Origin of the sequence: Thermoclostridium caenicola (genome assembly GCF_900142095.1) — a bacterium.
Classification (GTDB): domain Bacteria; phylum Bacillota; class Clostridia; order DSM-8532; family DSM-8532; genus Thermoclostridium_A; species Thermoclostridium_A caenicola.
This window is the reverse complement of the sequence record NZ_FQZP01000003.1, coordinates 1-21,598: the sequence shown is the minus strand read 5'-3', so window position 1 is coordinate 21,598 and position 21,598 is coordinate 1. Positions and strand designations below refer to the sequence as shown.

At 51.8% G+C, this 21,598-nt stretch carries 23 protein-coding genes; 2 read left to right on the top strand and 21 right to left on the bottom strand.

The features are described 5' to 3' along the window. Positions 1 to 3: 3 nt before the first annotated feature. Together F3H12_RS01445 and sleB are read left to right on the top strand one after the other, a co-directional pair. Positions 4 to 255, top strand: a complete 252-nt coding sequence (locus F3H12_RS01445; protein WP_149677570.1) for a hypothetical protein — start codon at positions 4 to 6, stop codon at positions 253 to 255. Positions 256 to 323: 68 nt separating this feature from the next. Further along, the gene (gene sleB, locus F3H12_RS01440) at positions 324 to 1,007 is read left to right on the top strand and encodes a spore cortex-lytic enzyme (RefSeq protein WP_149677569.1); all 684 of its coding nucleotides are present in this window, start codon (positions 324 to 326) and stop codon (positions 1,005 to 1,007) included. A gap of 96 nt (positions 1,008 to 1,103) precedes the next feature. Here the strand turns inward: sleB and F3H12_RS01435 are convergent, their stop codons facing one another. The 21 genes from F3H12_RS01435 to F3H12_RS13335 form a co-directional block, all read right to left on the bottom strand. Then, positions 1,104 to 2,399, bottom strand: coding sequence for a peptidoglycan binding domain-containing protein (locus F3H12_RS01435; RefSeq protein ID WP_188118309.1), 1,296 nt, complete (start codon positions 2,397 to 2,399; stop codon positions 1,104 to 1,106). 372 nt (positions 2,400 to 2,771) lie between these two features. Continuing rightward, positions 2,772 to 3,782, bottom strand: a complete 1,011-nt coding sequence (locus F3H12_RS01430) for a PRC-barrel domain-containing protein (RefSeq protein ID WP_149677567.1) — start codon at positions 3,780 to 3,782, stop codon at positions 2,772 to 2,774. Between the two features lie 123 nt (positions 3,783 to 3,905). After that, positions 3,906 to 4,739 carry a hypothetical protein gene (locus F3H12_RS01425; protein WP_149677566.1) on the bottom strand — a complete coding sequence of 278 codons (834 nt, stop codon included), beginning with the start codon at positions 4,737 to 4,739 and terminating at the stop codon, positions 3,906 to 3,908. Between the two features lie 126 nt (positions 4,740 to 4,865). Beyond that, the gene (locus tag F3H12_RS01420) at positions 4,866 to 5,579 is read right to left on the bottom strand and encodes an N-acetylmuramoyl-L-alanine amidase (RefSeq protein ID WP_149677565.1); all 714 of its coding nucleotides are present in this window, start codon (positions 5,577 to 5,579) and stop codon (positions 4,866 to 4,868) included. Positions 5,580 to 5,659: 80 nt separating this feature from the next. After that, positions 5,660 to 6,205, bottom strand: coding sequence for a hypothetical protein (locus F3H12_RS01415; RefSeq protein WP_149677564.1), 546 nt, complete (start codon positions 6,203 to 6,205; stop codon positions 5,660 to 5,662). 110 nt (positions 6,206 to 6,315) lie between these two features. Then, entirely contained in the window at positions 6,316 to 7,551 is a 1,236-nt protein-coding gene (locus F3H12_RS01410) for a hypothetical protein (RefSeq protein WP_149677563.1), read from the bottom strand. Beyond that, the gene (locus tag F3H12_RS01405) at positions 7,548 to 8,081 is read right to left on the bottom strand and encodes an anti-sigma factor family protein (RefSeq protein ID WP_188118308.1); all 534 of its coding nucleotides are present in this window, start codon (positions 8,079 to 8,081) and stop codon (positions 7,548 to 7,550) included. The genes F3H12_RS01410 and F3H12_RS01405 overlap by 4 nt, the downstream gene beginning before the upstream one ends. Further along, on the bottom strand, positions 8,051 to 8,650 hold the full coding sequence (locus F3H12_RS01400; RefSeq protein WP_149677561.1) for an RNA polymerase sigma factor: 600 nt from the start codon (positions 8,648 to 8,650) through the stop codon (positions 8,051 to 8,053). Before F3H12_RS01400 ends, F3H12_RS01405 begins: the two co-directional genes overlap by 31 nt. A 64-nt stretch (positions 8,651 to 8,714) precedes the next feature. Beyond that, entirely contained in the window at positions 8,715 to 10,895 is a 2,181-nt protein-coding gene (locus tag F3H12_RS01395) for a DNA gyrase/topoisomerase IV subunit A (RefSeq protein WP_149677560.1), read from the bottom strand. A 428-nt stretch (positions 10,896 to 11,323) separates the two neighbouring features. Continuing rightward, positions 11,324 to 13,303 (bottom strand): DNA gyrase/topoisomerase IV subunit B, encoded by a 1,980-nt coding sequence (locus tag F3H12_RS01390; protein WP_149677559.1) that lies wholly within the window; start codon positions 13,301 to 13,303, stop codon positions 11,324 to 11,326. A gap of 442 nt (positions 13,304 to 13,745) precedes the next feature. Continuing rightward, a complete protein-coding gene (gene clpX / locus F3H12_RS01385; protein WP_149677558.1) occupies positions 13,746 to 15,038 on the bottom strand; it encodes an ATP-dependent Clp protease ATP-binding subunit ClpX in 1,293 nt (430 codons plus the stop codon). A gap of 6 nt (positions 15,039 to 15,044) precedes the next feature. Next, positions 15,045 to 15,635: an ATP-dependent Clp endopeptidase proteolytic subunit ClpP gene (gene clpP / locus F3H12_RS01380; protein WP_149677557.1), complete on the bottom strand. Its 591-nt coding sequence runs from the start codon at positions 15,633 to 15,635 to the stop codon at positions 15,045 to 15,047. 72 nt (positions 15,636 to 15,707) lie between these two features. Continuing rightward, positions 15,708 to 16,991 carry a trigger factor gene (tig, locus tag F3H12_RS01375; RefSeq protein ID WP_149677556.1) on the bottom strand — a complete coding sequence of 428 codons (1,284 nt, stop codon included), beginning with the start codon at positions 16,989 to 16,991 and terminating at the stop codon, positions 15,708 to 15,710. A 107-nt stretch (positions 16,992 to 17,098) separates the two neighbouring features. Next, positions 17,099 to 17,797 (bottom strand): metallophosphoesterase, encoded by a 699-nt coding sequence (locus tag F3H12_RS01370; protein WP_149677555.1) that lies wholly within the window; start codon positions 17,795 to 17,797, stop codon positions 17,099 to 17,101. 36 nt (positions 17,798 to 17,833) lie between these two features. Continuing rightward, positions 17,834 to 18,322, bottom strand: a complete 489-nt coding sequence (gene fabZ / locus F3H12_RS01365; RefSeq protein WP_149677554.1) for a 3-hydroxyacyl-ACP dehydratase FabZ — start codon at positions 18,320 to 18,322, stop codon at positions 17,834 to 17,836. 12 nt (positions 18,323 to 18,334) lie between these two features. Beyond that, positions 18,335 to 19,060: a YebC/PmpR family DNA-binding transcriptional regulator gene (locus F3H12_RS01360; protein WP_149677553.1), complete on the bottom strand. Its 726-nt coding sequence runs from the start codon at positions 19,058 to 19,060 to the stop codon at positions 18,335 to 18,337. 24 nt (positions 19,061 to 19,084) lie between these two features. Next, on the bottom strand, positions 19,085 to 19,741 hold the full coding sequence (locus F3H12_RS01355; protein ID WP_188118307.1) for a YigZ family protein: 657 nt from the start codon (positions 19,739 to 19,741) through the stop codon (positions 19,085 to 19,087). A gap of 146 nt (positions 19,742 to 19,887) precedes the next feature. After that, a complete protein-coding gene (locus F3H12_RS01350; RefSeq protein ID WP_149677551.1) occupies positions 19,888 to 20,319 on the bottom strand; it encodes an NUDIX hydrolase in 432 nt (143 codons plus the stop codon). A gap of 231 nt (positions 20,320 to 20,550) precedes the next feature. Beyond that, the gene (locus tag F3H12_RS13190) at positions 20,551 to 20,703 is read right to left on the bottom strand and encodes a hypothetical protein (protein ID WP_188118306.1); all 153 of its coding nucleotides are present in this window, start codon (positions 20,701 to 20,703) and stop codon (positions 20,551 to 20,553) included. Positions 20,704 to 20,785: 82 nt separating this feature from the next. Then, positions 20,786 to 21,316 carry a ribosome hibernation-promoting factor, HPF/YfiA family gene (hpf, locus tag F3H12_RS01345; protein WP_149677550.1) on the bottom strand — a complete coding sequence of 177 codons (531 nt, stop codon included), beginning with the start codon at positions 21,314 to 21,316 and terminating at the stop codon, positions 20,786 to 20,788. A 92-nt stretch (positions 21,317 to 21,408) separates the two neighbouring features. Then, positions 21,409 to 21,598, bottom strand: a 190-nt coding sequence (locus F3H12_RS13335) for a hypothetical protein (RefSeq protein WP_207706780.1), incomplete at its 5' end; no start/stop codon positions are given.

The window sequence follows — 21,598 nt, the reverse complement described above, 5'->3', positions numbered from 1 at the left end:
ATCGTGGAGCAGAAGGGTTTAAACGCCATCCCCTTTCCCAATACACCTGAGAATCTGCCAAAATACGGCACGGCAGACTTTCATGGGCACGCGTCCGTGCCTTCATTTTTAAAGAATCTGAGGCAGGATGATATCATACTCCTTGTCCTCATCGTCTTGCTGCTTACAGACAATTATTGCAATGACAGGCTGCTGATCGCCGTCCTGATACTGATTTTCCTGAGCGGACTTGATCTGAATTTCCCCGGTCGCTGACAAGGCCCATGCATATTTTTTTGTCTATTGCAGATGCTTGAACATGAATACTTGATTGGGAGGTACTCATGGAAAAGCGTGCAATCTACGCATGGGTCTGTTTTGTTTTCTTCATCACCGTCGTTATCGGACTTGCCGGCTCCATGCGGGCCCAGGAAATCCAGGAATACCACAGGGCCGCTCTCTCCTATTATGGGTCCAGCGGACAGGAGGTTATCCAGATCCAGAGGAAACTGAAAAACTGGGGATATTACAACGGCCCGATAGACGGAAAGTACGGCTACCAGACCTACAGGGCCGTCCGTTGGTTCCAGGCCAAAAACGGCCTCAAGGTAGACGGGATCGCCGGCAAGCAAACCCTGGCTGCCATGGGAATCTTTCCAACCTCCAGCACACCTTCCGACAAGAATCTGGATCTTCTGGCCCATCTCATCCACGGGGAAGCGCGAGGGGAGCCCTATGAAGGCATGGTGGCCGTCGGAGCGGTCGTGCTGAACAGGGTCAAGGACAGCCGTTTCCCCAACAGCATTGCGGGTGTCATCTACCAGCCCGGGGCATTTGATGCTGTCGCCGACGGTCAAATCAACCTGGAACCCAGCGCCACGGCGATAAAGGCGGCAAGGGACGCCCTGAACGGATGGGATCCCACCTACGGCTGCATCTATTACTACAACCCGGCAACAGCCACAAGCAAATGGATTTGGAGCCGGCCTATCGTCGTAAAGATCGGCAATCATAATTTTGCAAAATAAAGATGGGCGAAAAATACAGGAAAGGGACGATGATGCCTCAGGATAGAAGCAGATTCAGTCGTCCCTTTGCTTATCCTTAACCGCTTAATCGGGCTATCACTTGCTCCCTTTTCGAAGGGGGCTCTCACCCGTCTCGATGACACGGCTGACAGGTGCATATTCGTCGGTATAAAGCGTTTCCCTGTCGTTCCCGATGATGCGTTCCACCTGCACGGTAAAACCTTCCCGGCCTTCGGAGACAATCCTGGTCTCGCCCTTTTTCAGGTCGGCACTTACCGTGTAAATCTCGGGAGGCTCCACATCATTCTTTTTCAGCGCGACGAGCACGCCGCTGGGGATATTCTCCGGCGAAACCACATAGCAATGGAGCTTATTATCCATTATCTCACACAGGAGCATGAGGAATTGCCCTGTTCCGTTCTCAAGGATCAGATCGCCGTTCTCCCCTTCTATCACCGCTTCCAGGCCGGGATCAGAGTAGGGAACCGGGATTCCGGAAGGTCTTCTGTTTACCGGCGTTATGCCCTTTATCGGCATAAAGGCCTGATAGACCGCTGTGGCCGCCCGGTTAATCAGATCCTGCCTGCCTTCCAGGGCCAGGTTTTCCAGGTCCAGCATGCGCGACAACTGGAGACACTCACCCGGTTGCACGAGTTGGCCGGAAAGCCCGTCAAGCAATTCTTCAGCCTCGGCGTGATCGGTATCGCCCAGAGCAATGCCGGAGCTGGAAACAATGAACCTGAATGCTTCACCGATGCCTGTTTCAGGAGCATATGCCGTGAAGATTTCCGGATCATCCGGAGCAATGGCCAGCACCTCCTGGCTGAGGGATTGCAGGTGGGCGCCGAGCCGTTTTTCCACGGCCTGATAATCCACCCTGATGCCATCGGCTCCCGGAGAGTATACCAGGTTGCCGTTTTCTATCCTGTAGGAGTCGGGAACAGGTTCCCGGTTGTATTGGCTGAAAAACTTCTCGGCTTCGGCAGCCAGCTTCCCGGCATTGAAGAGCACCGCGGCCTCATACGCCGATTGCGTGCGGCTGCCTGCAATAAAGCTCTTCAAGGCATTTCCAGAGATTTCTCTGAATATATTGTCCAGTGTTTTGTCCACATCCAGACAGGCATTGATTTGCCCGTAGGAAATGACATAATGATCCTGGCTGACGGCTATCTGTATTCTGCCCTTGCTTTTGAGAAGCTCGTTATATTCCTGAAGACGGGCCCTGGCTTCCTGGTAATTCAAACCACCGATATGGATATCGCTGACGTATGTGGCGTCAGGCAAGGTTTGTATTTCATACCCCGAGAGCGCAGAAAGACCGACACACGTCCCCATAAAGGCCTGAATCAGGATAAGAAGCATCCATGCCGGTTTTCTTGTTTGCTTTTTCATTTGTACCACTCCATCCAAGACCACGTACCGTGTCCCGCAAAGGGCAGGAATCCCGGGTATCCGCGGAGGACCAAGAACCCAAACACAAAATTGCGGGTGCCTGTCAGGCAGCCGATTGATTCGGCCCAACCGACAATCGCGGAGCATGGCACACAATCCTCCGTGTTATGGAAGAAAGACAACCATGCTTTATTAAAATTATACGCAAAAACTGACAAATTTAAAAGGGAGCATTGTAAATTTTGTCGAAACAGGCAGGCCTCGCCGGGGCACCGCTGTGCAAAAAAAGACCGGCGTTTCTCGCCGGTACAAAGTATTGCATTAATGAAGATGATAACGGGTCAGGCGGACCTGACCCGTTTGATGCTTTCATCATTCATAATTCATGACCAGTTCAATCAGTTTGCCTTCGCGTTTTGCCGCATCGATAACGCTTTCCGTAATGATGTCGCCGACCTGGGCGATGATGTCTCCCGACTGGCTGTATATGGTCTTGGTAACCTTCTTGCCAAGCAGGTATTGCTTCTGCCTGTATTCAAAAAGCTGCGCGGCAGTCATCTGTGACTCATCAGGTTCAGGCTCGGGTTCGGGTATATCGGGCAGTTCAGGTTCGGGCTGGCTGATATGGAACCCGTCCCTGTCACCGTCAAAACCGAACAGGGCATCCTGCGGCTCTTCGGCAGGAATCTCCGGTATATTGAAAACACTCTCAGGCTTTTCCGGCTCGGCAAACTCCACACGGGCCGGCTCATCGGCGAAAAAATCGATACCGCCGAATGCATCAGCCTCCGGTTCCGGTTCAGGTTTAAGTTCAGGTTCAGGCCGGAGTACCGTTATATCCTGATTTTTTTTTTGCTGCTCGGCCAGGGAGTCAATATCACCGGGAATATCCAGCAATGTATCGGTTACGTCGTCGTTGACGACCAGCAGGTTCTTTCCGAATGTGATAATGCTGCTTCTGGGAATAATACCGCTCTTCAGATCGGGTTTGTTGGGGATGAATTCCACGCCGACAATAGGATAGCTTTGATCATTTTCGTTGATATAGATGTCGCCGGTTTCGCCCAGAAGCGTCCCTTTCTTTGTGAGAACCCTTGTTCCGCTCACCGTAATGTTCTTCTGAAGCAGTTCAATCGCTGCGGGTATCTTCACAATATCACTGATGTCATCAGACTCCTGAATGGTCAGGGCATATTCGCCTATACCAAGAACCCTTCCGGCGGGAATGACACCACCTGCCAGGGATCTGACACCGCTGTCGATGACAAAAAAATCCACCGTGCCCTTGGCAGCGTTGATGATGACATTTTTGACCATGCCAATCTCATTTCCGTCTGATATGCTGATGACGGGCATACCAATGATTTGCTGAGTAGTCTTCATCCTCAGCTACCCCCTAACGCGGTTATACGATTTATTGCATCCCGTTCCTCCTGGCGGAACAGACTGGGACAATATTATAATAACAATATTAGTCAGTGAGTTCAATCAAAAAAATCATAATTATCAGATATTGGCCAGGATTTCGCCCTTTATGGCATCATCCAGCATTTTTCCATGTTCGGAATCCAGAATATCCCGCACCAGCCGCGTATTTTTCATTAATTTCGCCAGACCACACAGGTCCAGAATGACCATGGTCATAAGTTCCTTGTCCTGAATATGTACCAATGCCCTGCGGTAACAGGAGACGGATTCCTGAAGGTCCCCACGCATCTTGCTGTCCATGGCAGCCCGGAGCAGCTCATCAAGATTCTCCTGGACAGGCACATGGCCCTCAACTCCAATTTTATCAATATTTTGCAAGGTGTCAACTTCTTCTGTTTCCCTGTCTTCAGGGCTCTCCTGGCTTTCTGCGCCATCGGCGCCGCAAAGGCGCTCCGCGTCATCCATCAGCGGCAGGCTGTCGGAACCTTCTTCATCCCCCGTCTTTTCTGTCTTAGACGCCTCTTCCTGCTGTTCTTCCGGAGAAGCCGCGCCCTCTTCCTGAGCTGCGGCCGCTTCCTCCCCGGCGTACCCGAAAGACTCTCTCAATTCTGCCGATTGCGTTTTCATTTTTAAAAGTCTGGTACCAAGGACATAGGCCGCAGCGGCCAGCAGAACGAGTGAAACAAATGCCGCAGCTGCCGATGCCATTGCCGGAAGGCCGGTTTCGTGATAATAAAGCCTCGCGATGGCGGGCACCAGCAGCGCAATGAAGATGGCAACAGCCGTGCTGAATATCAGGGCCCGGACATTGCTTTTTTCAGCCCGTCCCTTCATCCTGAGGTAAATCCAGGTTACCGCTCCCGTGACCAGTATGGCAGGCACAGCGTAAAGACTGTACTCTTCCAGATACATATCCACACACTCCATCTATCGAAGTATCTTGCCCATGCAGCAAAACTGTTCATATGTATATCGGCCGACCGGGCCACGTTGTTGAGCATGGACGAAGCAGCGCACCATCCGGATTAAGCGCGCGTCCTACTCGGCGAAGTAATCGTCTATCCCCTTCTTGATCGCCCTGGCAATCTTTTCCTGGTAATCCACCGTCCTCAACAGCGCTTCCTCCTGGGAATTGGACAGGAAACCGCATTCTACAAGAACCGTGGGTACCACCAGATCCCTGAGGATGACAATGCGCTCCTTTTTGACCAGCGCTTTGCGGTTATTGGATGGATCCACGTTTTCCCTCAGGGCGTTCTGCACGCATACAGCCAGACGCTCGCTTTCCGCCGATCCGGGCGGATAGAAGGTCTGGGCGCCATAGTACTGGGGTTCCTCAAACTTGTTCAGATGAATACTGACAACAATATCCGCGCCCGAGCTGTCGATGAGCTTTCTTCTGGCGGTCAGATCCTGTCTTCTCTTCTCGGTGATGTTCTTTGTGCCAGGCTTATAGTTGAGAACATCCTCTTCGCGCGTCATGATGACGCGGTAATTGTCCGCCTCAAGATACTCTTTGAGCATTAAAGCGATTCTCAGGTTGATATCTTTTTCCGCTATGCCCGAATAGTTGCTGACCGCACCCGGATCCTCCCCTCCGTGCCCGGGATCCAGGATCACCATCGCCTTGTACTGGTTGTTAGCCGCCAGTGCCGGCGGGTCACCGGAACCGTCCAGGCTGAAGATGGCGATGGAGAGAAACAGTATCAGCAAAACAAGAACCGCATTTCTTCTCTTTATCAGCAATATCATACATACCCCGTCCCTGTCTTTTTGTTTGTAATAACATATTCAGGGACAGGTTGGCCATATCACAAAAACGTGCGTCCGGCCTATGCGCTTCTGTCCTTTCTGGTACCCAGCGTCGTTTTTACCCAGGTCGTCAGGTAGAACTTGCGATGCCCCGCAAGATACCCCAGAAACGCCATGACAATGATGGAAACCAGCGTTACGCTGTAATGCCAGGCCTCATTGCCAAGGATCTTGGCTATCCAGTACAGCGGCCCGGATATCAGCTGGAATATGCGCCGCTTGAGGCCTTCAAACCCCTCAGGGACATTCACGGCCAGAACAGCCATTTGGACAAGCAAAACCGGCACGATCCCGATGGCGCCATAAAGCAGCCCCTTGAATCTGGAAGGATTGAGGTTATACTGGGGCCTGTTTTCCTTGAACCCGATATTGCGCATGTCTACATAGACCAGACCGAACAGGATCAGGAACGTGGCAAAGGAAATCCACGGGATGAAAACCGGAGTTTCCGTCCTTACCAGTCCAAAAACGCTGGCTGATAACACACAGAAAAGGATGAATGCCGTGACGTAGTCGGCAGTTACCCTGAGCGCACGCTTAAGGATTGAAGAAAACCTGTTATCCATCTTTCGCCTCTTACAGATTTTTGAAGCATTCTGTCTAAAACAAACATATCAGAAGATGTCCCATTTGTACAGAGCAAAAACAAAAAGGCGGGAAAACCCGCCCGACATCATTAATCGGATAAACTGAAATCTTCCGCTTCCGCGTCCGCCTGCCGGTTGGCCGCCTTCAGCATGGAAAACAGCGTTTTCACAATGGCACCGGTACCCAGGAGCCAGACGGCCGCGTTGACCATAAAGCCCAATGCGCTGAAAACCGGACCCACCGACGGAAGGCCGCCCAGCAGTTTTAAAATCAGCTTGGCCGCCTGGATGGTGACAAGTCCTGCCGCAAGCCTTGCAGGAACGCTGTCGGTTTTTCCGGCAATTTTTCCGCCAAGCCATAACGAAACCGGAAGATCCGCGAACAGAATGGTCATCAGTCCGAAGAAAAGGAATACCAGTCCGGTGAAACCGAGGATGGATTTATCGAGGATGGTCATGACCAACAGGATAAGGATCAGCAATATGAGCAGTCCGCCTACAAAGGTGCCCAGGGTGGCCATGCCGACCCCGGCGGTTGCGAGGGGACTTTTGGCAATAAAGTCTCCCGATCGGACAAAAAACCTGGGAAATAACCTGAACAGGAGAAGAGCGAACAGATAGTAGACCGTCAGGGTGGCGAGCCTTTTGACGACAGCCATCACATCCATCCTTGACGAACTCTCGGACGGGCTTACCTTGATATACTCATAGTCCTTCACCCGGGCATAACTTGGCGGGGTAAACGCATTAGCCCCAATATAGGTCAGTTTCCCGTTGATCACCGTATCCTGCAGGATGTTCAGGCTGGCTCTCTCTCCCAGCATATGAACGGTCACATCGCCATTATAGACGCCGCCAAGGGTCACATCGGTGCCATAGATGGTTATCGTGCCCTCCACCGTTCCCAGGCTCTTGACGGTATCACCCATGAGGTAGGCGTTTTTGAGCACGACAGAACCTTTGTCCAGCACCAGACCGGATCCTATCAGCATGACATTCCTGGCAACCCGCGATGCAACGATGATGCTGGAACCGGCCAGCCTCAGGCTGCCGCCCACTTCCCCGCCGATAAAGATATCCGGGGCAAAAGCGATGATATCGCCTTCAACGTATCCCCTTACGGTCAGCCTTTGCGAAAAGGACAGCAAATCGCCCCTGATGGTGCCGTCGTTGGTAACCGAATAACCTTCCACGATAAAATCATGATCGAGGATTTCTCCGGCACTGACAGTGGGATTGTTCTCGTCCGCCAGCACGATGACCGCACCTGTCATAATAAAGATCAGCAGCCATGCAGCTATCATTCCGATATGCCTTTTTTTCATTTTACTGACCTCCAGTATTTGCTAACTCCCCTTTTCACCCGTTGGCCGTGCAAAAAAGCAGGGATTCCCCCCAGCAATGCCAAACCGGTCATGATGAGGACGCCGTTCAGATAAACGCTGCCAAACAGGAAACGCGAAAAGGCGGCGACCGACTGGTAAGCCCCGTAGAAGATGGTCAGGGTCTGCGCAGCCTTGTTGATCATGGCCATGGGTCCGTCCATGGCGTATTCATAAAACAGGAAAACCAATATGCCCGTCAGCAGGGCAGCAGCCGGAACCACGTACGGAAGGAAGAGGGGTGTTTCCCTGTGCCGAACGCTGCGGATCTTTTCCATGACCTTTGGTTCGGTTGATTCCGGAGCAGCGGGCTTTGTCCTGTCCAGCTCCATCAGCACAGCGCTGAGCGAATCATGCTTTTCCCGGCACTCCGGGCAAATCATCAGATGATTCTCCAGATAGCGCAGGTTCTGCCTGTCGATCTCACCGTCCATGCGGCGCATCAGCAGCTCCCATGCCTTCCTGCAGCCCATAAGCCCTCCTCCTTTCCGGCTTCCCTTCCATGATAGGCGCTCAACTTTTCGCACAGCATTTTCCTCGCTCGATACAGGCGGTTTTTGACAATACTCAGCGGATATCCGGTTACCTGGCATATTTCATCATAGGACAGCGATTGCTGATGAAACAGGATTACCACCAGTCTGTACATTTCCGGCAGGGATTCAATGGCGCTCCTGACCCTGTCCTGCTTTTCCTTCGCAAGCAGTTCCTCCTCGGGAAGTCCTTTGTCGGCCGCTATACGGCAGACAACCTCTTCATCCCATGCCGCTGCTGCCGCACGCCTGGTTTTCTGATTCAGGTTGATGCAGTGGTTGACGGTTATTCTGGCAATCCATGCCTTGAAGCTGTATTCAGGATTATAACGTTTCAGATTGGCCCAGACCTTCAGAAACACCTCCTGGGTCACATCCGCCGCTTCATCCTTATTGTGCAAAAGGTTCAGTGCGATCCCATAAACCAGATTCTTGTACCTGGTTACCAGAACTTCAAAGGCCTCTCCGTCTCCGGCCAGACACTTTTTGATCTGGACCATATCGTCCATGGGCGCACCTCCTGTTTCATCTATCCTATACAGGATTCAGTAAGAAAAGTCTGATTGATCCAGATCAGATGCCAAAGAGGTTGACCTGCCCGTCCTCCTTGTCCTCATCCTTCAGATAGCAGCCGATGGCCGGCACCTTCGCCCTGTAATACTCCGGATCGGAAAGGTTCAGCTCGCTCAGAGGCTTTATCCACACCAGCGTGCTGCCTTTCTTGGACTTGAGCACCTGCACGCCCTGGGAATCCCTTGTGGATTTGGGGTTGATCTCGGAGGTATGGAATACCAGCAGCTTGTCGATGCTGCTCAGCGCCGCAAAATCCTGATCCTCGGCAATATAGCGGATGCATACCAGGGGTGAAAGCTGGCTGTAGGCATTGGCCAGCTTCCTCCGGTTCAGTTTTGTGGCATAGCTGGAAAGGGGGATTTTTGCCACTTTCCCGTTTTCAAAGGCAAAGAGCAGGTACCCGGAATAATCGTCGGTGGCCTGCATGCAGATGATTCTCTCATCCGGGTCCAGGCCGAGGATATTGGGCAGGTAATCCCCCAGCATGCTGGCCTTGCTGTCGGCAAGCTCATGAACCTTCATCTTGTAGACGACCGCCTTGTTTGAGAACAGGAGCAGATCGGCCTTGTTCCGGGTCTCCGCCTCCATGATGATGGCATCCTCTTCCTTCAGCTTCTGATCGCCGGATGAACGCAGGGAAACCAGTGGTATTTTCTTGATATACCCCTCCCGGGTCAGGAACAGGCGCACGTTATAGTCTTCTATGAGTTTGTCTTCCGTGATGTGCTCCACTTCATGATCAAAGACAATCTCGCTCTTTCTGTCCGCGCCATAGGTCTTTGCAATCTCGCGCAGTTCATCGCAGATGATCCCAAGGACGCGCGCGTCATGGGCGACAATGTCCTTCAAGTCCTCGATCTCTTTTTTGAGTTTTTCGATATCCGCGGTTTGCCTCAGGATGTATTCCCTGTTCAGGTTTCTCAGCTTGATCTCGGCAATGAACTCGGCCTGCTCCCTGTCGATCCCGAATCCCTTCATCAGGTTGGGAACAACCTGCTCATCCTTTTCGGTGCCGCGGATGATGGCAATGGCCTTATCGATATCCAGCAGGATTTTGGCAAGACCGGTCAGGAGGTGGAGGCGCTGGGTTTTCTTCCGGATATCAAACTGGCACCTGCGCCGGATGCAGTTCATCCTGAACTGTATCCAATGGTCCAGTATGCCTTCAATGCCCAGGACCATGGGTTTTTGGTCCACCAGGATGTTGAAGTTGCAGTTGAAGCTGTCCTGCAGTGTGGTCAGGCGGAAAAGCTTGTTCATGATCTCATCGGGATCGGCGTTCCGCTTGATATCAATGGCGATGCACAAACCGTCCAGATCGGTCTCGTCGCGGACATCGACGATGTCCTTGATCTTGCCGCTCTTGATGATCCCGGCAATGCTTTCGATGATGGCTTCGGACGTGGTGGTATAGGGTATCTCGTAGACTTCAATACAGCTGTTTTTCCTGTCGAAGCGATACCGGGCCCGGATCTTGAAGGAACCCTTTCCGGTCTGATAGATTTTGGCCAGCTCATCGTGATTGACCAGGATCTGGCCGCCCGTGGGAAAATCCGGCGCCTTGAGATAATCCAGCAGGTTCACCTGGTCCTTTTGGATATAGGCGATGGTCGCCTCGCAGACCTCCCTCAGGTTGAAGCTGCAGATGTTGCTGGCCATGCCGACGGCAATGCCCTGATTGGGATTGACCAGGATATTGGGAAAGGCAACCGGAAGCAGCACGGGCTCCTTCATGGTACCGTCGTAGTTGTCCACAAAATCGACGGTTTCCTTGTCGATATCCCGGAAGAAGGCTTCGGCTATATCGGCCAGTTTCACCTCGGTATACCTGGGTGCGGCATATTTCATGTCCCGTGAATAAACGCGCCCGAAATTACCCTTGGACTCCACGAGGGGATGCAGCAGGGCCATGTTGCCCGTGGTCAGGCGCACCAGCGTCTCATAGATGGCCATGTCCCCGTGGGGGTTGAGTTTCATGGTCTGTCCCACCACGTTGGCCGACTTGGTCTTGTTTCCCTTCAGAAGGCCCATCTTGTACATGGTGTACAGGAGTTTTCTGTGGGAGGGCTTCAGGCCATCGATTTCGGGGATGGCGCGGGAAACGATGACGCTCATGGCATAGGGCATGTAATTGGTTTTCAGCGTGTGTATAATGGGCTGTTCGGTATAATTGTCCAGCATGTTACAAGTTCCCCTTCACCAATTGATAATGGAATCGATTTTTCTGTCGCAATACCGCAATATCCACGCGATCCCGTAAAGCCCGGTCGCTGTGCTGCACGGCTGCAAAACATCAGCTGGTCGAATGAGGGGCGGCTGAATACCGCAACGCCACACCCGAACTGCCATTGCGAGCGGGCAAATCGAGCACGGTAATCTTTAGCTCCTTAAGAGCAACTCCGCAAGTAACATAGATTGCTTCGTCGGCTGTTGCCTCCTCGCAATGGCATGAGAAAAGACCCGCGTGATAACACTGATGCTGTCATTGCGAGCGAAACGAAGTGGAGCGCGGCAATCTAAAATACTCACATCGCCACACCCGCACTGTCATTGCGAGCCACGCGAAGCAGGGCGTGGCAATCTCACAAAGCAGATTCTCCCACATCCTATCAGCTCACATCAATAGCATCCATATACTCATGCCCATGCTCGGCGATATATTCCTTACGGCCCTGGAGGTCATCCCCCAGAAGCAGGTTGAAACACTTCCGGGTCTCCTCGGCATCATCGGGAGTCACCTTGATCAGGCGCCTGCTTTCCGGGTTCATGGTGGTTTGCCACATCATGTCGGGATCATTTTCGCCGAGACCCTTGGAGCGCTGAATGACAACATTCTGGGTCTTCAGATTTTTCAGGATCTGGGCCTTCTCCCTTTCGGAATAGGCGAACCAGGTGCCGTCCTTCGTGCTGATCTCAAAGAGCGGGCTCTCGGCGATATAAACCTTTCCCGCCTCGATCAGCGAGGGGATCAGCCGGTAGATCATGGCCAAAAGCAGGGTCCGGATCTGGAAGCCGTCAACATCCGCATCGGTGCAGATGATGATCTTGTTCCATTTCAGATTGTCGATATTGAAGGTGCTCAAATCCTTGTTGTGGCGGGTTTTTATCTCCACACCGCACCCCAGGACCTTGATCAGGTCCACGATGATCTCGCTCTTGAAGATGCTGTCGTATTCCGCCTTCAGACAATTCAGTATCTTGCCGCGGACAGGCATGATGGCCTGGAACTCGCTGTCCCGCGCCATCTTACAGGCGCCGAGGGCGGAATCGCCTTCCACGATATAGAGCTCCCGCCTGCTCACGTCCTTGCTCCGGCAGTCCACGAACTTCTTGACCCTGGCCGATACGTCCAGCGAACCGGTCAACTTCTTCTTCACATCGATCCTGGCCCGTTCCGCCGTCTCGCGGCTCCGTTTGTTGATCAGGATCTGTGCGGCTATTTTCTCCGCCTCGTCCTTGTTCTCGATCAGATAGATCTCCAGCTGCTGCTTGAGAAATTCGGTGAGAGCTTCCTGAATGAACCGGTTGTTGATGGCCTTTTTGGTCTGGTTCTCATAGCTGGTTATGGTGGAGAAGGTATTGGTGATGAGGATGAGGCTGTCTTCAATATCGGAAAAAGTGATCTTGCTCTCGTTTTTATTGTACTTGTTGTTGTTCCTCAGATACTTGTCCAGTTCCTGGACAAAGGCGGCTCTCACGGCTTTGTCGGGCGCGCCGCCGTGTTCAAGCCAGCTGGAGTTATGATAATACTCAATTCGGCTGCACTCATTGTTAAAGCAGAAGGCCACCTGCATCCTGACCTTGTATTCGGGCTTGTCCTCCCTGTCGCGGCCCTTGGCAAAGCCCTCGAAGAATCGCACCTGGGTCAGGTTCCTGCCCTGGCCCAGCTCATTCACATAATCGATAATGCCGTTCTCATAGCAGAAGGTCTCGGTGGATCCGCTTTCCTCATCGATAAGCTCAAAAACCAGCCCGGCATTGACCACGGCCTGCCTTTTCAGGATATCCCTGAAATGCTCCAGGGGGATGTTGATATCGGTGAAAACTTCCCGGTCGGGTTTCCATTTCTGGATGGTTCCCGTATGCGCATAATCGCATTTTTCTTTTTTAAGTCCACCGATGTTGTTGCCCTTTTCGAAATGGAGCTCGTATTTATAACCATCCCGGAAGACCGTGACATCCATGTATTCCGAGCTGTACTGGGTGGCACAGGCACCGAGGCCGTTGAGCCCCAGTGCAAACTCATAGTTCTCGCCGGTATTGTTCATGTACTTTCCGCCGGCGTAGAGTTCACAGTAGACCAGTTCCCAGTTGTAGCGCTGCTCCTTCGGGTTGTAATCCAGGGGAATGCCGCGCCCCTGATCCTCCACGGTAATGCTGCAATCCTTATGCCGTATTACCCGGATCAGCTTGCCGTAGCCTTCCCTGGCTTCGTCGATGGAATTGGAGAGGATCTCAAAAAAGGAATGCTCACAGCCCTCCAGGCCATCCGAACCAAAGATGACCGAGGGTCTCAGCCGGACGCGGTCCGCACCTTTCAAAGCAGTGATGCTGTCATTTCCGTAATTCTGCTTCCGTTTCTCTGGCATATTCCGCTCCTCGTAAGTATTTGGCCTGACTGACAACATTTTAGCAAACATCTGTTTGATATGTAAAGGCATGCACCGGTGCAGTGATTGCCGCACACCGCCGGTTCAGCATTCGTGTGCCTTTCTCAGCGTGAAGAGAGCCTGTAAAACCCGGTCGCTGTGCTGCACGGCTGCAAAACAGCAGCTGCTCGAATGGGGGGCGGCTGAACTCGCTGCGCTCAAACAGCAGCCGCCCTTTTCCCATTCTCGCAGGCTGTTTTGGCGCCTTATCGCAATGCGACCTCAGCTTTACAGGCTCCCTTCCCATGCAGGTGTCATTGCGAGCGCAGCATCAGCGGAGCGCGGCAATCCCCGGGTCCCGTAAAGTCCTGTCACTGCGCTGCGTCCGCAATACCAAAACGGGATTCAAAAAAGCCGCCCTGTTTTGGGCGGCTTTTAAAGTTCATGATGCCGAATCGATCTCGCTTCTCTTTTTCTTTTTGATGGCGGGGAGCGCCTTTTTCTGCTCTCCCAATATCAATTTCGGGCTCGTGTTGCTGACCACGGTATCCCTGTCGATGATGCATTTCTGCACATTGTCCCTGGAGGGAATGTCGTACATGACATCCAGCATGATCTCCTCAAAGATGGCTCTCAGGCCCCTCGCACCGATCTTGCGTTCAAGGGCTCGGTCAGCAATGGCTTCCAGTGCGCCCTCCTCCACTTCCAGCTCCACGCCGTCCATCTCGAACAGCTTCTGGTATTGCTTAACCAGCGCATTTCTGGGCTTTGTGAGGATATCCATCAGGGCCTTCTTGTCCAGCGGACTTAAGGCAACCGTAACAGGCAGCCTTCCGATAAACTCGGGGATCAATCCGTATTTCAGCAAATCCTGCGGTGTCACTTTCTCGAGAATATCGCCCGTATCCTTCGTGGATCGGTTCTCCAGCTCGGCACCAAAACCCAGTGTCTTCTGGCCGATCCTTTTCTGGATGATCTTGTCCAGACCGTCAAAGGCACCACCGCAGATGAAAAGAATATTGGTGGTATCGATCTGAATAAACTCCTGGTGGGGATGTTTGCGGCCGCCCTGGGGCGGAACGGAAGCAATGGTGCCTTCCAGGATCTTCAGCAAGGCCTGTTGGACGCCCTCGCCGCTGACATCCCTTGTGATGGAGGGATTGTCGGACTTCCTGGCAATCTTGTCAACCTCATCGATATAGATGATGCCCTTCTCAGCCCGCTCAATGTCATAGTCGGCGGCCTGAATCAGCTTCAGCAGGATGTTCTCAACATCCTCGCCCACATAACCGGCCTCTGTCAGGGATGTGGCATCCGCAATAGCAAACGGCACGTTCAGGATCTTCGCCAGGGTCTGGGCCAGATAGGTCTTGCCGCATCCGGTAGGACCGATCAGCAGGATATTGCTTTTCTGGAGTTCCACATCATTGCGGCTGTATTCCGCCCTTATCCTCTTGTAGTGATTGTAGACCGCGACGGCCAGGGTTCGCTTGGGTTTCTCCTGACCGATGACATATTCGTCCAGAATCAGCTTGATCTCATGGGGCTTGAGCACCTCGTCGAGCTGCTGCTCCACGCGTGCGTCTTCGTATTCCTCTTCAATGATCTCGGAGCACAGCTCGATGCACTCATTGCAAATGTAAACGCCGGGGCCGGCAACGATACGGTTTACCTGATCCTGCGTCTTGCCGCAGAATGAGCATTTCACCTGCTTTTTATCATCATATCGTGCCATGGCTTATCACCCCGCTTCCCGTCGTTCCATCACCTGATCTACCAGACCATATTCCTTCGCCTCGTAGGCATCCATGAAGTAATCCCTTTCCACGTCTATCTCAATCTTTGAAAGGGGCTGGCCCGTTTTTTCCGCAAGGATCTTGTTCAGACGATTCTTCATCTTGAGGATCCATTCGGCATGAATCTTGATGTCGGTGGCCTGACCCCTGGCACCGCCTATGGGCTGGTGGATCATGATGGTACTGTTGGGAAGCGCAAAGCGTTTGCCCTTTGCACCGGAGGCCAGCAGAAATGCCCCCATACTGGCGGCCATTCCAACGCAGATGGTGGAAACATCCGGCCTGACATGCTGCATGGTATCGTAGATGGCCATGCCTGCCGTGATGGAACCACCGGGGCTGTTGATGTAGAGCTGAATATCCTTATCCGGATCCTCGGCCGCCAGGAACAGCATCTGCGCCACAACCAGGCTGGCCGTCGTGTCGTTGATCTCGTCGCTCAGAAGGATGATTCTGTCTTTTAACAACCTGGAATATATATCGTAGGATCTTTCACCCCTGCTGCTTTGCTCAACCACGATAGGAACCAATGACATGTGCATGCCTCCTTTCGCCTGCATTTGATAATATAATTCCACTTTGGCAGGACTTTAAACCGATTTCCCAAGTTATGCCTTCGTGTTTTCAACCAGCATGGCAACGGTCTTCCTGTTGATGATGGAATTCTTAATATATTCTATATCTTCCTCATGCAAATGTTTCTTCATTTCCTCGACCGGCTGCTTATACCGCTCAGCCATCTTCGCAACCTCTTCCGCAAACTCTTCGGCAGTTGCGTCAATGCCCTCGGTTTCCGCAATCTTTTCAATCACCAGCTGGGTCTTGACATCCCTCAGGGCGGACTCACGGTATTCGCTGCGGAATTTCGCCGCATCCATGCCCATGATCTGCAGATAGGTCTGGAGGTCGAGGCCCTGGTAGCGAAGCGTCATGTCAAACTGCCGCATCATCTCGTCAAGTCGCCTTTCCACCATGACGTCAGGGATATCGCACGTGGCGTTGTCGGTGGCCTTTTTGACAACCTCGTCCTCAAACTTCCTGTCGGCGGCTTCCTGGGCTTTCTGAGTCAGCTTTTTCATCAGATCCTGCCTGAATTCTTCAAGGGTGTCGAATTCGCTGACGTCACCGGCAAATTCGTCATTGATCTCGGGCAGCTGCTTCACCTTGATTTCGTTGACCTTCACCCGGAAGGTGGCATCCTTGCCGGCCAGGTCCTTATTGTGATAGTCCTCGGGGAATTTGACCTGAATGTCCTTTTCGTCATTCAGGTTAAACCCGATCAATTGATCTTCAAAGCCCGGGATGAAGGTATTGGACCCGATCACCAGGTTATAGCCCTTGGCGGAGCCGCCCTCGAAGGCCACACCGTCAATGCTTCCTTCATAATCTATGTTCACCATGTCGCCGCTCTGGACCGGCCTGTCTTCAACTGAAACGAGCTTCGCGTTGCGCTCGGCGATCCTGTTGAGCTCGGCATTGACATCTTCTTCGGTAACCTTTACTTCTTCCTTCTGTACCTCAAGCCCTTTGTACTGGCCGAGTTCCACTTCGGGCTTGACAGTGACGGTAGCGGTGAAAATGAAGTCCTTTCCGCTGCCGATCTGGATAATATCGATTTCAGGTCTGTCCACGGGTTCCAGGTCATGCTCGTCTATCGCCTTGTTGTAGGCATCCCCGGCGGCAAAATTGATGGCATCCTCATAGAGGACCTGCTCGCCGTAGTAACGCTCCACCAGGCTGCGGGGCGCCTTGCCCTTGCGGAAACCGGGAACATTGAACCTGGATTTATTCCGCATGAATGCCTTGTCCATGCATTCGTCAAACACCTGGCTGTCAACGGTAATCTCCAATTTGACGACATTTTTTTCGGGTTTTTCAATCTTCACGTTCATTCTATTTCATATCCTCCTGTAATGAATTTCCTTGGCAGTTCAGTGAATAAACCACTATATTATATCACAGGTTTATCCTGCGGGAAACCTTTTCTTCAAATTCCATGCTATACAATCCGTATGGGCGTAAACGACAGGAAATCGGCAGATACCAGCGAAAACCTTATTCCGTCCGCCAATTCATTCTTCCAGACAGCATCCCCCCGGCCATGGATATGCCCATAGATGCATATGCCCACACCATACTCTTTCATTAAGGCGCCAAAATCATTCATCCTGTGCTCGGCATCAAAGGGCGGATAGTGCAGCATGGCAATGATTTCGCCTCCCAGCCGTCTGCCCTCCTCCAGGGATAAACGCAGCCGATCCAGCTCCCTGCGAAAAATCTTTCGGTCCTCTTCCGTGAAATCCGGATCCCCCGGGTCATTCCAGCCCCTTGTACCGCAGACGGCAAAATCGCCAATCCGAAAAGCGTTATTGTGCAGCATGCGGATGGTTTTAAACCCATGGGTCTCCAGGTAGGCCTGGAACTTGCGCTTCGTGCTCCACCAGTAGTCGTGGTTGCCCTTGGAGATGATCTTGGTTCCCGGAAGCGATTCGATAAAGCGGAAATCCGGCACAGCCTCATCCAGGCTGATAGCCCAGGATATGTCGCCCGGTATCAGGACAACATCATCCTCTCCGACAACCTGGATCCAGTTTTCCCTGATCCTTTGCGCATGATTTTTCCAGATGTCTCCGAATATATCCATGGGCTTGTCCGTCCCAAAGGACAAATGGAGATCGGATAGTGCGTAAATCGCCATACAGATTTCCTTCCGCCATGGGCACCGCTTCCCGGCTTATTCCGGGGTGACCATGGCAAACTTGATGATTCCTTCCGCGGCAACTGCCCCATCCACAGTGGCAACAGCGCGCGCTTTGCCCATCCCGTGCTTGAACGTCATGAATTCAACGGCAAGCTCCAGCACATCGCCGGGCGTTACCTGCTTTCTGAATTTCATGTCCTCAATGCCTGTAAATATCCCCAGTTTTCCGATGTTATCCTTCAGGATGAGGCCGCCGCAGCAGGCGCATTGGGCCAGGGCCTCAACAATCAGGACGCCGGGCATGATGGGGTTTCCCGGAAAATGCCCGGGAAAAAAAGGTTCGTTGGCGGTGACATTCTTTATGCCAAAAACCTTCATGCCGGGCTCGATTTGCGTGGCGTCCTCCCTGGGAAGCTGAATATCGGTGATCCTGTCCAGCAGCAGAAAAGGATAACGGTGGGGCAGTATTTTCTGAATCTGGTTGGCATCAAGGCTCAGTCCGCTCTTCGCTTCGATCAGCATGGGTATCTCTCCTCATTCCTGTTCCCAGTTATGCCATATATTCTGTACGTCATCATGATCTTCAAGCCGCTCCAGAAGCTTTTCCATCTTTTCGATGTCTTCCGGATTGGTCAGCTTGGTATATGTCTGCGGGATCATGGTCAGCTCCGCAGACTCAAACCTGAAACCGGCGGCTTCCAGCTTCTCCCTTACCGCGGTAAAATCATTGGGTTCGGTCAATATCTCAAAGTATTCCTCATCGGCCTGGAAATCAGACGCTCCCGCGTCCAGCGCGATCATCATCACTTCATCCTCGTCCTTGTCGCCCCTCTCGATGATGATCTGCCCCTTCTGCTCAAACATAAAGCTGACACAACCGGTAGCCCCCATGTTCCCGCCATACTTGTCGAACAGATGGCGAATGTCCCCTGCCGTACGGTTCCTGTTGTCTGTGAGGGCTTCAACAATGACGGCCACCCCGCCTGGTCCGTACCCCTCATAGGTAATGGCCTCGTAATTGGTTGTATCCCCTTCACCGGCAGCCTTCTTGATGCTTCTCATGATGGATTCGTTGGGCATGTTGCAGGATTTTGCCTTGGCTATGACATCCCGCAGCTTGGAATTGGATGCCGGATCGGGACCTCCGCTCCTGACGGCAATGGCAATTTCCCTGCCGATCTTGGTGAACAGTTTTCCCTTCTGGGCATCGGTCTTGCTTTTCTTATGCTTGATATTCGCCCATTTCGAATGTCCCGCCATAACTTCACTCCTTATTTAAGACAATTAAGAGATCTCCAATATATGGTTTGATTCATCCATCTTGATCAGTTTATGCCCGCAATAGGCTATACAGGCCTTTCCGCCTGTGATCTCGCTTACTTTCTCTTCCAGATTGCCTTTCTGGTTTTCGTCGATCAGCACCTTGAAAGTGACACGATCGGAATATTCCGTGCCGCCGAGAATGAAGCCCTCGCTTAGCAGCATGTTCTGCAGTTTGCCGGACAAGTGATATTCTACGTAAATTTTTGCCTCAACACAAGACTTCACCCTGATCTCACGGGCTTCCAGGACACCGCCCGCTGCAGCCTTGCCATATGCCCTGACAAGCCCGCCGGCGCCAAGCAGAATACCGCCGAAATAACGCACGACAACGATGACGATGTTGACCAGTTGTCTTTTTTTTATCACCTCAAGGATTGGGATACCCGCCGTTCCGGCAGGTTCCCCGTCATCGCTGTAGCGCTGGTAGGTGGTGTCCCCTTCGATATAGTAGGCATAGCAGTGATGGGTGGCATCCCTGCTTTCGGATCGCACCCGGTTGATGAAACCGATAGCCTCTTCCTCTGTCCGTACCGGGAGCACCCTGGCAATGAAGCGCGACCGCTTTTCTTCATAGATAAAAGTCGCTTCCTGGTAGACTGTCCTGTATTCCTTCTGCATCCTCATCCCCTGGCCGGTTGATTGCGCTTCTGCCTCCTGCGCCTCTTCTTTTGTCTTTTCCGGATAGCACAAAAAAAGATGACTCAAAGCCATCCATGATTGTATCAGATTCGGCGGTCATATGACAAGATTGGGAGCGGTTTGGCTCAATATTGAGGTTCCCTGCCTGTTTTCTGGCAATATTTCTTGTAGGACTGGATGAGCAGGGATTTGTCCTGGCTGTATGTAATCCGATCAATCGCGTCAAGGACCGGGAAAAAACCGGCCTCGGCATATTTCTCGCTTTCCGCTATCCGGAATTCTTCCGAATCGGTCTTCATCACATACCAGGCAATCCTGTTGCATACAGGCATCTGCCTGGTAATGGAATAAAACTCGTAATAGGTCCTGCCGGCCTGTTCGATGATCTCAGCCTTTATGCCGGTTTCTTCAAAAACCCTGCGCAGGGCCGCTTCCTCGGGATCTTCATTATTTTTGATAAGACCTTTTGGCATGACCCACTCGTTTTTCTCGTTTTTCAGGAGGAATACGCTTTCCTCATGGAAAACCACGCCACCGGCACAATCCCTCAAGTGCATACGCTTTCTCCTTCCAGACAGCCGTTCTTGTTCATATGCGACAAAAAAAGAGCACTGTTAACAGATGAATGAAATGATTCCAAAACTCGTGCCCCCAGTTCAAATTAACTGAACTTAATCAATATATAATAGGAGGAACAAGAACGTTGCATCATAAATATAAATACCATATCTTCAAAGAATTAAACAGAAAGATTTAGCGTTTTCATCCATGGCAGGCAACGTTTGTTCTCAGGTTTTTTCGGAAGGATCTTTCGGATTCGTCTGGTGGTGGGCATTTGCCGCCGGTTCCGCCTCCTGGATCGAATCCGAAAGATTCTTTTTCGAGTAGGTCTCTATTACCCTGATATCGCTCTCGGTTAACATCCCTTTTTTAAATGCCATCCTGAACACCTCTCTTCATGATATATCCTATCATGAAGGGTGCAAACATATACCAGAAATCCCGAAAACCGTATGCGGTTTTTTATTCCTCGGGTTCCAAAAGACCGTATTTCCCGTCCTTCCTGCTGTACACCACATTAACCTTTTCGGTTTCGGCGTTGGTAAAGACGAAAAAGCTGTGTCCCAGCAACTTCATCTGGAGAATGGCTTCCTCAAGCGACATGGGTTTGAGCGGGAAGCGTTTCGTCTTTACCACCTTAAAATCGTCGTCTTCCTCAATGGCCTCGGCGATATCGTAATTCTCAGGAACCATGGCTTCCTGACGAATCTTTTTGCCCAGTCTGGTCTTGTGCTTGCGGATCTGCCTTTCCAGTTTTTCCACAGCCAGATCGATGGATGCATACATGTCATCTGTGGATTCTTCCGCGCGGATAATGGTCCCCTTGGCGTAAATGGTAACCTCGAAGATGCAGCGCTCCTTTTCTATGCTGAACGTCAGGTGAGCCTCTGTTTCAGGCCTGAAGAACTTATCGAACTTGCCGATCTTCTTTTTGGCCTTTTCAATCACTTTGTCCGATACATTGGCATTCTTTTTGCTGATGATGAATTGCATAAGAAACTCCCCTTCCTGTATTTCATATTATATTTTTACCCTCGATGGCCAGGGTGAATCACGATATTTTTCACGCTTTACAGATAGGGTTATCAACAGGGGAGATAAACGGTTGATAACTTGTGGATAATGTGGAAAAGCCCTTCCTCAAAGGACAAGAAAAAAACAGGAACCCTCGGGTTCCTGCCAGATTGTCGAAAAACAGGCATTTTCACGTGGGTGAGAATGCCTGTTTTCTTTGAAATATCAAAAATATAGCCCAAAATCGATAAAATAAAGGGC